The following is a 13,974-nucleotide window of genomic DNA, read 5'->3' on the forward strand; positions in this document are numbered from 1 at the left end:
CGGATTTCCATGCAGAAACGGGTTTCCCTATGGGCTGAAAATGCTCTAGACAGCCCCCGAAATCCGCAAATTTCACCCTTCGGACACTGACCATTGGCCGATTTCGGCCCTGAACGAGGAAACGACCCATGCGTGTTTATTACGATCGCGACGCCGACCTGAATCTGATCAAGGGCAAGAAGGTCGCCATCGTGGGCTATGGCAGCCAGGGCCACGCCCATGCGCTCAACCTGAAGGATTCCGGCGTCAAGGACGTCGCCATTGCGCTGCGCAAGGACTCGGGCTCGGTCAAGAAGGCGGAAGCCGCCGGCTTCAAGGTGATGGAAGTCGCCGAAGCCGCCAAATGGGCCGACCTCGTCATGATGCTGACCCCGGACGAGCTCCAGGGCGACATCTACCGCGAGCACCTGCACGACAACATGAAGAAGGGCGCCGCCCTGGTGTTCGCGCACGGCCTCAACGTCCACTTCAACCTGCTCGACCCGCGCGCCGACCTCGACGTGCTCATGATCGCGCCGAAGGGCCCCGGCCACACCGTGCGCTCGGAATATCAGCGCGGCGGCGGCGTGCCCTGCCTGATCGCGATCGCCAAGGACGTCTCGGGCAACGCCCATGACCTCGGCCTGTCCTATGCTTCCGCCGTCGGCGGCGGCCGCGCCGGCATCATCGAGACCACCTTCAAGGAAGAGTGCGAGACCGACCTGTTCGGCGAGCAGGTGGTGCTCTGCGGCGGCCTGGTCGAGCTGATCAAGGGCGGCTACGAGACCCTGGTCGAGGCCGGCTACGCGCCGGAGATGGCCTATTTCGAGTGCCTGCACGAAGTGAAGCTGATCGTCGACCTGATCTATGAAGGCGGCATCGCCAACATGAACTACTCGATCTCCAACACCGCCGAGTACGGCGAATACGTCACCGGCCCGCGCATCGTCACCGCCGAGACCAAGGCCGAGATGAAGCGCGTTCTCGCCGACATCCAGGGCGGCAAGTTCGCCCGCGACTGGATGCTCGAGAACAAGGTCAACCAGACCTCGTTCAAGGCGACCCGCGCCAAGCTCGCCCAGCACCCGATCGAGGAAGTCGGCGCCAAGCTGCGCGACATGATGCCCTGGATCAAGAAGGGCGCGCTGGTCGACAAGTCGAAGAACTAAGTCGCGTTTCCCGGGACGCAGCGCAGCACTTTGGTGTTGCGCTGCTGATCCGGGGTCCAATGCGGCTCCTGGGTCCCGGCTCGGCGCTCCGCTTCGCTGCGCTTGTCCGGGACACCGGTCAAAATCCAAGGCATGATCGCGTGAACTTCAGGGGAGAAGACCATGCGATCTGTCGTCGTCACCGGTGCGTCCACCGGCATCGGCTGGGCCACAGCAAAATTCCTGATTGAGCGCGGCTTTCGCGTGTTCGGCAGCGTCCGCAAGCAGGCCGATGCCGACAGGCTCAAGGCCGAGCTCGGCGCCAATTTCACGCCGCTGCTGTTCGACGTCACCGACGAGGCTGCGGTCCTTGCTGCCGCGCGAACACTCCGCGAGGCGCTGGGCGGCGAAACGCTGGCCGGCCTCGTCAACAATGCCGGCATCGCGGTCGCAGGCCCCGTGCTCGAATTGTCGGCCGATGATTTCCGCCGCCAGATGGACATCAACGTCATCGGCCCTGTGATCGCGACGCAGGCGTTCGGGCCGCTGCTCGGGGCGGACCCGTCGCTGAAGGGGCCGAAGGGGCGGATCGTGATGATCAGCTCGGTCGCGGGCAAGAACGGCAATCCGCTCTCGGCGCCCTACTGCACCTCCAAGCACGCCGTCGAGGGACTGTCGGAAAGCCTGCGCCGCGAATTGATGCTGTTCGGCATCGACGTCATCATCGTCGCCCCCGGCGCGGTGAAGACGCCGATCTGGAGCAAGGCCGAACAGATCGATCTGTCCGTCTACCAGAACTCGCCCTATCTGCCGGCGCTGAACAAGGTCATGGCCTTCATGATGGACCTCGGCGCGAAGGGCCTGCCGGCCGAGCGGATCGCCGAGATCGTGTTCGAGGCGCTGACCGCGGCAAGCCCCAAGGTGCGCTATCAGATCACGCCCGACCCGCTCCGCCATCTGATCGGCGCCGTGCTGCCGAAACGGACGATCGACCGGATCATCGCCAAGCGGCTCGGGCTGCTGCCACAGGGGTGACCGACGTTTCAGCTCGCCCCGGCCGCAAGCCGCGCGGCCTCCGGCCCGCGGTCGAAGCCTGACGATGCCCGGGGCGACCTCCGACGTGTGCCGATGCGCTGCAGCTTGCACCGGAAGAGCAGGTGGCGGCCCAAAACCGGAGGTTGGCCGGCCAGCCTGTCCGGCCTGCGGCCCATCGCCGCCCGCGAAACATTAAGCGAAGGTCGGATCACGGCGCGCGTTGCCTGTCCTTGACCGTTCAGTTACAGTTTTATGACACGGTGCAGGCTTTCCGGCTGCGCCGGACGCCCTAGCCGCCCTTATTCCCGCCTTGGGCCGGCCAGACGGCTAGGTATCATTGCGCCGGACCAGCTGTTGCGTGTCGTCGATGGCGTCCGCGCCCAATCCAGGTCCTTCTGCCGCCACCGCCGTGCTGGCGAGCGTCGCCGCGCTCGGCATCTGGCGGCTGCTCGCGGTTGCCGCGCCCCATCTTGCCGCGCTCGCGCTGATGTACGAGACCGAGACCGATTTCGGCTCGCGCCTCTCCTTCGCGCTGGCCTGGGGCATCCTCAATTTTTTCTGGATCACGCTGCTGCGCCGGCCGGCGCTGTCCGGCGCGCTGTCGCTGACCATGGTCGTGGTGCTGGTGCTGCTGTCGCGGCTCAAGCACGACGTCGTGCAGATGACGGTCAACTTCATCGACCTGATGATGATCGACCGCGACACCGTCGCGTTCCTGTTCACGATCTTCCCGAATCTGCGCTGGTCGGTGATCCTGGCCGGCTTCGTCACGCTGCCGCTGATGTATGCGCTGTGGTGGCTCGATCCGTTCCGCATCCGCCGCCTGCCGGCGCTCGCCTGCAAGCTGGCCTGTCTTGCCGCGCTGGTCGGCTATTCGCTCTATCATCCGGACGAGGCCTGGCGCGGCTATTACGACGACGGCTATTTGTCGAAATTCTTCCGCTCCGGCGTCGGCTCGGTCTCCGACTTCGTGCAATACGGCTTCATGGAATCGGCGGCCGCGACCAACGAGCGGCTCAACATGCCGCTGGTCGATTCCTGCCATCCTGCCGGACGCCGGCCGAACATCATCATGATCCATGATGAATCGAGCTTCGACATCCGCGCCGCCCAGGGCATCAAGGTGCCGCAGGGCTATGGCAGCCACTTCAAATCCTGGGACGGCAAGCAGCGCGCGTTTCTGGCCGAGAGCAACGGCGGGCCGAGCTGGTTCACCGAATACAACGTGCTCGCAGGCCTTTCCTCGCGCTCGTTCGGCCGCTTCGCCTATTTCGTGACGCGCATTGCCTCGAACCGCGTCGAGCGCGGGCTGCCGCTGGCGCTGCGCCGTTGCGGCTACGACACGATGTCGCTCTATCCCGCCCATGGCGGCTTCATGGCCGCGCGCAGCTTCCAGATGACGACCGGCATCGAGCGCTTCCTCGACGCCAAGGATCTCGGCGCCAAGGACGTCGAGCCCGACGGCTTCTTCTACGACAAGGCGCTCCAGCTGATGGGGCAGCAGCCGCCCAACAAGCCGCTGTTCACCTTCATCTATCTCGGCGCCAATCATTTCCCCTGGGAGACGCGCTTCCGTCCCGACCTGCTGCCGAACTGGCGCGCGCCCGGCAATGTGCCGTCCATCGACGAATATCTGCGCCGGCAGGCGATGAGCGCCGAGCAATACAAGGCGTTCGTCGCGGGCCTGAAGAAGAATTTTCCGGGCGAGCCCTTCCTGATCGTGCGCTATGGCGATCACCAGCCGGAGTTCGCGCCGCAGATCCTCGAGCCCGGGCTCAACGAAGGCGCTCTCGGCAAGAAGCTGGACGCCTACGATCCGCGCCTCTACGCGACCTATTACGCGATCGATGCGGTCAATTTCGAGCCGGTCAGAAGCGAGGCCGTGATGGACACGATCGACGGCCCCTATTTGCCGCTGGTGATCCAGGAGGCCGCCGGCATCCCGCTCGATCCGTCCTTTGCCGAGCAGAAGGAGATCATGCTCCGCTGCAAGGGCATGTTCTACAGCTGCAAGGACGGCGCCGAAGCGCGGCGGCTGAACCGCCTGCTGATCAATGCCGGGATGATCAGGGGGCTGTAGCTGCCTTGCTTTGGCCGCAAGCGATACTCTTTGACAGTCGCCCTGAGGTGCTCACCAAGCGGCGTCAGATCGTAGGGTGGGCAAAGCGAAGCGTGCCCACCATCCCGTCGCGCGTGTTGAGAGACGGTGGGCACGGCGCTTTCGCGCCTTTGCCCACCCTACGAAATCCGGGCCTACCGCCCGCCTACCTTCTCCCATAGCCATTTCGCCACTGCGTCCGGCGAGGAATTCGCGTCGTTGCCGCTGGCGCGTAGATTCGCTTCGCGCATGGTGGCGATGTCGATCTTGCCGAGCAGGGGCTTGAGTGCGGCCTGGAGCCGTTCGTCCCCGGCGCGTTTCGGCGCCAGCAGCAGGATAGCGTCGTAGGGCGGTATCGCGTGCCTGGGGTCGTCGAGCGCGACGAGATCGTACTTCGCGATCAACCCGTCGCTGGTGTAGCCGGCGATGACGTCGACTTCGCCGCTCGCAACCGCTGCATACATGAAGTCGGGCTGCATCTGGCGCTGGGCGCGGAATGAGAGGCCATAGGCCTTTTGCAGCGCCGCCCATTCCGGGCGCGAGAAGAACTCGTAGTCGCCGGCAATCGACATCGTCGATGCGTGCGCGGCGAGATCGGCAATGGTGCGGATATGAAGCGCCTCGGCGCGCTTCTTCGGGAGCACCAGCGCATAGGCATTCTCGAAGCCGAGCTCGCCGAGCAGGGTAATGTTGTCCTTTGCCAGGCTTGTCTTCAAATCCGTCAACAGCTCTGCGCGCGGCTTGATGTCGGTGCGATGCAGCTGGTTGGCCCAGAGCGTGCCGGAATAATCGATATAGAGATCGACGTCGCCGGCCTTCAACGCCCCAAAGATCACGCTGGAGCCGAGGCCCGAGCGCGCCGTCGCGGACAGACCGGCGGCCTGGAGGCGGTCCCTGAGCAGGGCCGACAGCACATATTGCTCGGCGAATGTCTTGGCGCCGACGACGTAGCCCTGCGACGAGCGCCCCATCGTCGGCACCAGCGTTGCGGCGACCAGCGCCGCGATTCCGGCCGCGCCGAGCGCGGTTTGGGCGCGGCCGCGGCGGCGCAGACCGCTCTCGATCAGGCCGAGCAGCTGGTCGACGGCGAGCGCGAGCAGGGCCGAGGCAAAGCAGCCGAACAGCACAAACACCCAGTTCTGGGTTTGAAGCCCGGCGAAGATGTAATTGCCGAGGCTGGTCTGGCCGATCGGCGTCGACAGCGTCGCGGTGCCGATCACCCACACCGCGGCGGTGCGGATGCCCGCCATCATCACCGGCAGCGCCAGCGGCAGCTCGACCATCACCAGCGACTGCCGCGCGGTCATGCCGACACCCTTGGCGGCCTCGATCAGCGCGGGATCGATGCCGTTGAGCCCGGTGATGCCGTTGCGCAGCACCGGCAGCATCGAATAGAGCGCCAGCGCCAGCATCGCCGGCAGGAAGCCGAATGCCGAGAAGGACACGCCGAACCAGGCCAGCGTCACCGAGGCGGCCAGCAGCAGCAGCGGATAGAACAGCGCGAGCAGCGCCAGGCCCGGCACCGTCTGCACGATGCTGGCGATTGCGAGCAGGATGGCTCGCGGCGCCGGGCGGTTGCGCGTCAGGATCGCCAGCGGCAGGCTGACGGCGAGACCGAGCGCGAGCGCAGCGAGGCTCACCCGCACATGATTGCCGAGATAATCGGGCAGATGCGCCAGCGCCTCGCCCCAGCGTGGATCGGAAAACAGGCTCATGCCGCACCGCTTTGTGGCAGCAGCGCGTTCAGCCGCTCGACCTGGCGCCGCGGCGTGCGTAGCAGCTCCAGCACGTAAGCGTCGCTGCTCTTCGAGAGCGCGGCGGGGGTGCCCTGCGCGAGCAGCTGTCCGCCGCGCATCACCGCGATGCGGTCGGCGAGCAGGATCGCCTCCGTCATGTCATGCGTGATCATCACGGTGGTCAGGCCGAGCTTGCGATGCAGCGAACGATAATCCTCGCCGAGGGCATCGCGGGTGAGGGGATCGAGTGCGCCAAACGGCTCGTCCATCAGCACGATGCGCGGCTTCGCCGCCAGTGCCCGCGCCACGCCGACGCGCTGGCGCTGGCCGCCGGACAGCGCCTCCGGCAGACGGCTGCGATGCGCCTCACGGTCGAGCTGCACGAGATCCAGCAGCTCGTCGACGCGCGCTGCGATATCGGCCGCCGGCTCGCCCAGCAGTTTCGGCGTGATCCCGATATTGTCGGCGACGCTCAAGTGCGGAAACAATCCGCCGCTCTGGAACACGTAGCCGATCCGCCGCCGCAGCGCGACCGGATCGACGCTCTGCACATTCTCGCCCTCGACCGTGATGGTGCCGCCATCGGCCTCGATCAGCCGGTTGGCGAGCCGCAGCAGCGTGGTCTTGCCGGAGCCCGAGCCGCCGACGATCGCCAGAAATTCGCCCTCGGCGATGTCGAGCGACACGTTGTCCACGGCCTTGAGCGGGCCGAAGCTCTTGGTGACGTGGACGTAGCTGATGGCCGGCTTGGAAGGCATTCGACGCAGCTCGTTCTTCCTTGCCCTCTCCTGGAGGGACAAGGCATGCCTAGCACGCTTGGCGCCTTGATTGAACTTGAGCGCGCGAGCGGCTAAGGCATCGGGCCAAGTTCGGAGGGTACACATGTCAACGCCCACGGCAGTGGCGCTGGAAGATGCCAAGGTTGCGTTCCGGCTCGGGGACGGGCGGGTCTATACGGCGGTGGAGAAGGCGCATCTTGCGGTCGCGCAGGGTGAGTTCGTGGCCATTGTCGGCCCGACCGGCTGCGGGAAATCCACGCTGCTCAACGTCGCGGCCGGGCTGCTCAAGCCTGCTGCCGGCAATATCAGGATATTCGACCGGCCGCTCGCGGGGCTGAACCGGGATGCCGGCTACCTGTTCCAGGCCGACGCGCTGTTCCCGTGGAAGACCGCGCTCGACAATGTCGCGATCGGGCTCGAGATCAAGGGCACGCCGCGCGCCGAGGCGCTGCCGCGGGCGCAGAAATGGCTGACGTCGGTGGGCCTTGGCGCGTTCGCGGGCCGGTATCCGCACATGCTCTCCGGCGGCCAGCGCAAGCGCGTGGCGCTGGCGCAGGTGCTGATCCGCGATCCAAAAATCCTCTTGATGGACGAGCCATTCGGGCCGCTCGATGCGCAGACCCGCCAGGTGATGGGCAATCTGCTGCTCGACCTCTGGAACGCCGACCGCAAGGCCGTGCTGTTCGTCACCCATGATCTCGAAGAGGCGATCGCGCTCGCCGACCGCGTCGTGATCATGTCGGCGGGGCCGTCCTCGCGCATCATCGGCGACTGGGGGGTGAGCCTGCCGCGCCCGCGGGACATCTTCGAGGTGCGGCTGGACAAGGAGTTCCATGCGCTCCACCGCGAGATCTGGAGCGTGCTCAAGGACGAGGTGATGAAGGGCTACGCGCAATCCACCCAAGCGGCGGGGGCGGTCTGATGTCGCGCCCGACGCTGTTTGCGCTGCAAGTCCTGGTCGCGGTCGTCTGCATCGTGCTGTGGCAGGTGCTGTCGACCGTTCCCGTGTTCGGCAAGATCCTGCTGCCGCCGTTCTTCTTCTCCAACCCCCTCGACGTGTTCAGCCAGATCGTGAAGTGGTTCGCCTCCGGCGTGATCTGGAAGCATCTGGGCATCACGCTGGCGGAATCGATCCTGGCCTTCGTGATCGGATCGGCCGGTGGTGTGCTGATCGGCTTCTGGTTCGCGCGCCAGCCACTGGTCGCCGCGGTGTTCGATCCCTACGTCAAGATGGTCAACGCGCTGCCCCGCGTCGTGCTGGCGCCGATCTTCGCGCTGTGGCTGGGGCTTGGCATCTGGTCCAAGGTCGCGCTCGGCGTGACCTTGGTGTTCTTCATCGTGTTCTTCAACGTCTATCAGGGCGTCAAGGAGGTCAGCCGCACCGTGCTCGACAATGGCCGCATGCTCGGCATGAGCGAGCGGCAGCTGATGCGGCACGTCTATTGGCCCTCGGCGCTGTCCTGGATGTTCTCCTCGCTGCACACCTCGGTCGGCTTTGCCGTGGTCGGTGCGGTCGTCGGCGAATATCTGGGATCGGCGGCGGGGCTCGGCTATCTCATTCAGCAGGCCGAGGGTGTGTTCGATGTCGCCGGCGTGTTCGCCGGCATGTTCGTGCTGTCGGCCTTCGTCATCCTGATCGACTATGGCGTCACGCTGGTGGAACGGCGCCTGTTGGTGTGGCGGCCGAGCGCGGCGGATGGGCGGGGATAGTTGCAAAGCATATTGCAGGAATTGGTGCGAGCCGCGGCGGCAGTTAACCTCTCCCGCTTGCGGGAGAGGTATAGGCCGCCTTCGACGGCCGTTCTTCTGAGAGACGCCGAGGCGAAGCCTCGGCTATGGCGTAGCGCCGGGTGAGGGTTTTCTCCTCTGGGGGATTGTCCCAGCGCGGAGGCACCCTCTCCCCAGCCCTCTCCCGCAAGCGGGAGAGGGAGCTCACCATCATCAATCCAGCAGCTTGGTGTCGTCGGGCGCCTGCGGCGGCGTCTTGATCGCGATCGCCTTGACCTGTCCGCTGATCGGCTTGGTGCCGCCATGCGGCGTGCCCTTCGGAATGATGACGAGGTCGCCCGGCTTCACCGCCACTTCCTTGTCGCCGAGCCAGATCGTGCCGGTGCCGTCGAGAATGTACTGGATCTCGTTGGTGTTGGGATGCATGTGCTTGGGCACATTGCCGACCTGGATCGAGATCGTGGCGCCGTCGGCGCTCGCGAACATTTTTGAGCGGTAGCCGACATTGTTGGCGGCCCCGAGCGCATCGCCGTCCATCTCGCCGGTGTGGATGATCTGCGCATTGATGTTCTCGGCGGCGAGCGCCGGCCGGAGCAGCTGGTTCGCGCCGCATCCGGCGGCAAAGGCGGCGGCGATCGACAGCCCGATTGCAAGGCGATTCATGGATGATCCTCCCCATCAAGAATTGTTGTTGTACCCGCATGCTATTGCGCCAAAAGGCCGGTGGCCAGTGCCTTAGGCCACGCTTCTCAAGCCCGACCCGCTGCTCTATGGTGCCGCCGGCCGAACGGAGGAAACCAATGAAGAACACGATTGCCAGGCTCGCCGGCGCGCTGCTGGCGCTGACGCTCACCACCGGATTTGCCGCGGCGCAAAGCAAGGTGACCATCGCGGTCGGCGGGGGCTCCTGCCTGTGCTATTTGCCCACGGTGCTGGCCAAGCAGCTCGGCGAATACGACAAGGCCGGCCTCAATGTCGAGCTGGTCGACCTCAAGGGCGGCTCGGACGCGCTCAAGGCCGTGCTCGGGGGCAGCGCCGATGTCGTGTCCGGCTATTTCGACCATTGCGTCAATCTGGCCGCCAAGAAGCAGGAGCTTCAGGCATTCGTGGTCTATGACCGCTATCCCGGCCTCGTGCTCGTGGTCGCGCCCTCGCGCACCAACGACATCAAGTCGGTCAAGGATCTCGCCGGCAAGAAGGTCGGCGTCAGCGCGCCCGGCTCCTCCACCGACTTTTTCCTGAAGTACATGCTGAAGAAGAGCGGGGTCGATCCCACCAGCGCCGCCGTGATCGGCGTCGGCCTCGGCGCCACCGCGGTCGCCGCGATGGAGCAGGGCCAGATCGACGCGGCCGTGATGCTCGACCCCTCCGTCACCGTGCTCCAGGGCAGCCACAAGGATCTGCGCATCCTCTCCGACACCCGCACGCAGAAGGACACGCTCGAGACCTTCGGCGGCGAATATCCGGGCGGCGCGCTGTACTCGACCGCGGCCTGGGTTGCCAAGCACGAGAAGGAGACGCAGGCGCTCACCAACGCGATCCTCGCCACGCTCGCCTGGATCCATTCGCACAGCCCTGAGGAGATCATGGCGAAGATGCCGGAAGAGACGGTCGGCAAGAACAAGGATCTCTATCTCGCCGCGCTGAAGAACACGATCCCGATGTTCTCCGAAACCGGCAAGATGGACCCGAAGGGCGCGGACGCCGTGCTCGCCGTGTTCAGCGTCGGCTCGCCCGAGGTGGCCAATGCCAAGATCGACGTCAGCAAGACCTTCACCAACAGGTATGTCGAGCAGGCCAAGAAAACCACGGGGAACGCCAAATAGCTGACGCGAAGGCGTGATAGACGCCCCCTCATGACGTCACTGGTCATTCATCGCGTCACGACGCTTGCTCTTGCCGTGCGGCCGATCGTCTGGCCGTTCGCCGAGGAGCGTCGCGCCGAGATCGCGATACATTTTGCCGAGAAGCAGCGCGAGCGGCCGAAGATCTGGAACGGCCGCGTCCTGCTCGGGTGCGATCCCGTGTTCACGGGCGGCCATTTCGCCTCGACCTATTTCGAGACCGATTTCGCAAGCTTCCTCGCCTGGCGCGACTGGGGCTTTCCCGGCGCTCCCGTGTTCAACGGTTTTGGCATGGGCGCGCTGCGCACGTCCGACGGTGCCTTCGTGATGGGCGAGATGGCGCAGCACACCGCCAACGCAGGCCGCATCTATTTCCCGTCGGGCACGCCCGATCTCGACGATGTCAGGGACGGGACGCTGGACATTCCTGGCAGCGTCGTCCGCGAAATTCAGGAGGAGACGGGCCTGACGGCGGCGGACTATCGGGCCGAGCCGGACTGGCACTGCGTCGTCAGCGGCCCCACGATTGCGATGATGCAGGTGCTCAACCTCGACATGCCCGGCGATGAGGCCCGCGCCCGGATCGAAGCCAATCTCGCCCGTGAGCACGAGCCTGAATTGTCGGCCATTCATCTCGTGCGCGGGATGGGTGATCTCACGCCGACCATGCCGCGATTTGTCACGGCCTTTATCGAGCAGCAGTTCGCTTCGCGCTGATGCGCAAGGCTTGACATCCCTGCGCTCTGCCCATGTGATGGGGGCAACCAAAAGCAAGACGAATGCAATGCACAATCGTCCAGGGAGGTTTTGATGCGCCTGCGCATGGCTGCCCGATTGGTACGTGGGCTGGTGGTCGCGATTGCTGCGACGAGCCTGGCGGCGTCCGCCCAGGCCCAGGACAAACCCCAGGACAAGAAGATCAAGATCGGCGTCGTTTTTGATTTGACCGGACCTCTGGCCGGCGGCGGTTCCGAGCTCGGCTATATCGGCGCAAAGATCATCCTCGACCATTTCGCCAGGACCGGCGTCGAAGGCTACAAGATCGAGGCGGTCTATGCCGACGCGCAGAGCAAGCCGGACATCGCCATCAACGAATCCGTCCGCCTGCTCGAGCAGGAGAAGGTCGACATGGTGCTCGGCTTCTTCTCCTCGGCGCAGTGCGTGCCGGTGGCGGCCCGCGTCGAGCAGCTCAAGAAGTTCATGTGGATGACGACCTGCATCTCGTCCGCCGTGTTCAACGAGAAGGGCTACAAATACGTGTTCCGTCCGCAGGCCAGCGGCGACCAGTTCGGCATGATGACGATGGATTTCATCGCGCAAAACGCCAAGGCGAAGTTCGACAAGGAGCCAAAGGACCTGCGCGTCGCCATCATCCACGAAGACGGCGCCTATGGCGTCGACGTCTCGAAGGGCAACGAAGCAGGCGCTAAGAAGGCCGGCTTCAACGTCGTGATGAAGGAGGGCTATTCGGCGACCGCGCCCGATCTGTCGGCGCTGGTGACCAAGCTGAAGCGCGCCAAGCCCGATGTGATCTTCCACACCGGCTACAACCCCGACATCACGCTGCTGCTCCGCCAGGCCCGCGAGCAGGGCCTGAAGTTCGGCGCGCTGATGGGGCATGGCGCGGGCTACGGCGTCTATGAGAAGCTGAAGGAAGGCATGGGGGCCGACGCCACCTATATCTTCAACACTGACCCGATCTCGATCTGGCTCGCCAACCAGAAGACCATGGATCCGAAGCTCCCGCCCGTGATCAAGATGGTCGGCGAGGAGTTCGACAAGATCAGGCCCGGCGTTGCCATTCGCTCAGCCCATGTCGGCATCGGTGCGTCCAATACCTACGTGTTCATGGCCGACGTGCTGCCGCGCGCGATCAAGAAATACGGCGGTGTCGATCCCGAGGCGCTGCGCAAGGCCGCGCTCGACACCGACATCCCCGAAGGCGGCACCATGCTCGGCTTCGGCGTGAAGTTCTACGGCGAAGGCAGCCCCATGGCCGGGCAGAACGAGCGCTCGTTCCCCGTCGTGATCCAGTATATCGACGACAAATCCTCCGTGGTGTGGCCGAAGAGCCAGGCGCAGCGCGAAGCCGTGCTGCCGCTGCCGAAAGGCACCACCTACAGCAACCAGTAGCGGCGGAGAGCCCTGGTGCTGGAGGTCAGCGGGCTGGTGAAGCGGTTCGGCGGCTTCACCGCCGTCAACAACGTGTCGTTTCGGGTCGATCAGGGCGAGATCCTCGGCCTGATCGGCCCCAACGGCTCGGGCAAGAGCACGATCTTCAACATGCTCTCCGGCACGCTGGCGCCGACATCGGGCTCGATCGTGTTCGGCGGCTCCGAGATCGCGGGCCTCGCGCCGCACCGGATCATCAACAGCGGCGTCGGTCGCACCTTCCAGATTCCACGACCGTTCCGTCGCCTGACCATTTTCGAGAACGTCGCGCTCGCCGGCTTTTACGGCCAGGGCCGCCATAGCCGTGCCAGGGCGGAGGAGGCGGCCGAGCGTTCGCTGGCGATGGTCGGCCTGCCGACCGATCGCCATGCCAGCGTCGATGGTCTGGGCGCGGCCGGCCTGAAGAAGCTCGAGCTGGCCAAGGCACTCGCCACCGCGCCAAAGCTGCTGCTCGCCGACGAGAGCCTCGGCGGTCTCGACGAAACGGAGATGGATCAGGCCGCCGACATGCTGCGCAACATCCGCGACGAGCTCGGCATCACCATCATCTGGGTCGAGCACATCATGGGCGTGCTGATGCGCGTCGTCGATCGCGTCATGGTGCTCGATCACGGCGAGAAGATCTCGGAAGGCTTGCCGAGTGCGGTCGCGGGCGATCCGCGCGTGATCGAGGTCTATCTCGGCACCGATGCCGAGACCACGCAGGCCGCGGCCGCCGAAGCGCGCCGCCGCGCGGGAGGCTAGGCATGCTGGAGCTCCGCGCCGTCAATGCCGGCTATGGCACGTTCCAGGCGCTGTTCGACGTCAATCTCGACGTGAAGGCCGGCGAGGCCGTCGGCGTCATCGGCCCCAATGGCGCCGGCAAGACCACCCTGATGCGCGTCATCTCCGGACTGATCCGGCCCTCGCGCGGCTCGATCCGGATGGAGGGCGCCGACGTCGTGGCAACGCCGCCGCACAAGATCGTCAGCCTCGGGATCGCGCATGTGCCGGAGAACCGGCGGCTGTTTCCGCAGCTCTCGGTCGACGACAATCTCAAGATGGGCGCCTTTATGAAGGAGGCGCGCGGTCACTATGCCGAGCGGCTCGAAGTGGTGTTCGACCTGTTTCCGCGCCTGAAGGAACGGCGCCACCAGATGGCCGGCACCATGTCTGGCGGCGAGCAGCAGATGTGCGCGATCGGCCGTGCGCTGATGTCCAATCCAAAACTGCTGCTGCTCGACGAGCCGTCGGCGGGGCTGGCGCCGGTCGTGGTGCAGCAGGTGTTCGAGCTGGTGAAGCGGATCCGCGCCAGCGGGCTGACCGTGCTGATCGTCGAGCAGAACGTGCAGCAGGTGCTGAAGGTGGTCGATCGCGCCTATCTGATCGAGGCGGGCACGATCAGGGCGTCGGGCACCTCGGCCGAGATGCTGGCGAGCGACACGGTCAAGGAAGCTTATCTCGGGGTGTGATGGG

13 protein-coding genes are annotated in these 13,974 nt (G+C 65.4%); 10 read left to right on the forward strand and 3 right to left on the reverse strand.

Annotated features, from left to right (window positions below):
* Window positions 1–128 precede the first annotated feature (128 nt).
* The 3 genes from ilvC (at window position 129) to AABA84_RS09675 (ending at window position 4,242) form a co-directional block, all read left to right on the forward strand.
* A complete protein-coding gene (gene ilvC / locus AABA84_RS09665; RefSeq protein WP_028145443.1) occupies window positions 129–1,148 on the forward strand; it encodes a ketol-acid reductoisomerase in 1,020 nt (339 codons plus the stop codon).
* Between the two features lie 162 nt (window positions 1,149–1,310).
* On the forward strand, window positions 1,311–2,162 hold the full coding sequence (locus AABA84_RS09670; protein ID WP_212249818.1) for an SDR family oxidoreductase: 852 nt from the start codon (window positions 1,311–1,313) through the stop codon (window positions 2,160–2,162).
* Between the two features lie 367 nt (window positions 2,163–2,529).
* Window positions 2,530–4,242: a sulfatase-like hydrolase/transferase gene (locus AABA84_RS09675; protein ID WP_212249816.1), complete on the forward strand. Its 1,713-nt coding sequence runs from the start codon at window positions 2,530–2,532 to the stop codon at window positions 4,240–4,242.
* A gap of 173 nt (window positions 4,243–4,415) precedes the next feature.
* On the opposite strand, the gene AABA84_RS09680 is transcribed toward AABA84_RS09675, so the two are convergent.
* Together AABA84_RS09680 and AABA84_RS09685 are read right to left on the reverse strand one after the other, a co-directional pair.
* Window positions 4,416–5,975 carry an ABC transporter permease/substrate-binding protein gene (locus tag AABA84_RS09680; RefSeq protein ID WP_212249814.1) on the reverse strand — a complete coding sequence of 520 codons (1,560 nt, stop codon included), beginning with the start codon at window positions 5,973–5,975 and terminating at the stop codon, window positions 4,416–4,418.
* Complete coding sequence (locus AABA84_RS09685; protein ID WP_212249812.1) at window positions 5,972–6,754, reverse strand: ATP-binding cassette domain-containing protein; 783 nt, start codon at window positions 6,752–6,754, stop codon at window positions 5,972–5,974. Before AABA84_RS09685 ends, AABA84_RS09680 begins: the two co-directional genes overlap by 4 nt.
* A gap of 124 nt (window positions 6,755–6,878) precedes the next feature.
* On the opposite strand from AABA84_RS09685, the gene AABA84_RS09690 reads away from it, so the two are divergent.
* Window positions 6,879–7,697 carry an ABC transporter ATP-binding protein gene (locus AABA84_RS09690; protein WP_338311948.1) on the forward strand — a complete coding sequence of 273 codons (819 nt, stop codon included), beginning with the start codon at window positions 6,879–6,881 and terminating at the stop codon, window positions 7,695–7,697.
* Window positions 7,697–8,485 carry an ABC transporter permease gene (locus tag AABA84_RS09695; protein ID WP_338306254.1) on the forward strand — a complete coding sequence of 263 codons (789 nt, stop codon included), beginning with the start codon at window positions 7,697–7,699 and terminating at the stop codon, window positions 8,483–8,485. The genes AABA84_RS09690 and AABA84_RS09695 overlap by 1 nt, the downstream gene beginning before the upstream one ends.
* A gap of 231 nt (window positions 8,486–8,716) precedes the next feature.
* Here the strand turns inward: AABA84_RS09695 and AABA84_RS09700 are convergent, their stop codons facing one another.
* A complete protein-coding gene (locus tag AABA84_RS09700; protein ID WP_338311949.1) occupies window positions 8,717–9,166 on the reverse strand; it encodes a cupin domain-containing protein in 450 nt (149 codons plus the stop codon).
* A gap of 137 nt (window positions 9,167–9,303) precedes the next feature.
* Here AABA84_RS09700 and AABA84_RS09705 point away from each other — a divergent pair, with 137 nt between their 5' ends.
* The 5 genes from AABA84_RS09705 (at window position 9,304) to AABA84_RS09725 (ending at window position 13,970) form a co-directional block, all read left to right on the forward strand.
* Window positions 9,304–10,329 (forward strand): ABC transporter substrate-binding protein, encoded by a 1,026-nt coding sequence (locus AABA84_RS09705; RefSeq protein ID WP_212249804.1) that lies wholly within the window; start codon window positions 9,304–9,306, stop codon window positions 10,327–10,329.
* 30 nt (window positions 10,330–10,359) lie between these two features.
* On the forward strand, window positions 10,360–11,064 hold the full coding sequence (locus AABA84_RS09710; RefSeq protein WP_338306256.1) for an NUDIX hydrolase: 705 nt from the start codon (window positions 10,360–10,362) through the stop codon (window positions 11,062–11,064).
* Window positions 11,065–11,157: 93 nt separating this feature from the next.
* The gene (locus tag AABA84_RS09715) at window positions 11,158–12,480 is read left to right on the forward strand and encodes an ABC transporter substrate-binding protein (RefSeq protein ID WP_212249794.1); all 1,323 of its coding nucleotides are present in this window, start codon (window positions 11,158–11,160) and stop codon (window positions 12,478–12,480) included.
* Between the two features lie 15 nt (window positions 12,481–12,495).
* Window positions 12,496–13,263 carry an ABC transporter ATP-binding protein gene (locus AABA84_RS09720; protein ID WP_091961369.1) on the forward strand — a complete coding sequence of 256 codons (768 nt, stop codon included), beginning with the start codon at window positions 12,496–12,498 and terminating at the stop codon, window positions 13,261–13,263.
* 2 nt (window positions 13,264–13,265) lie between these two features.
* Window positions 13,266–13,970 carry an ABC transporter ATP-binding protein gene (locus AABA84_RS09725; RefSeq protein WP_338311950.1) on the forward strand — a complete coding sequence of 235 codons (705 nt, stop codon included), beginning with the start codon at window positions 13,266–13,268 and terminating at the stop codon, window positions 13,968–13,970.
* Window positions 13,971–13,974 lie beyond the last annotated feature (4 nt).

The sequence above is a fragment of the Bradyrhizobium sp. TM239 genome (assembly GCF_036247985.1).
Lineage (GTDB): Bacteria > Pseudomonadota > Alphaproteobacteria > Rhizobiales > Xanthobacteraceae > Bradyrhizobium > Bradyrhizobium ottawaense.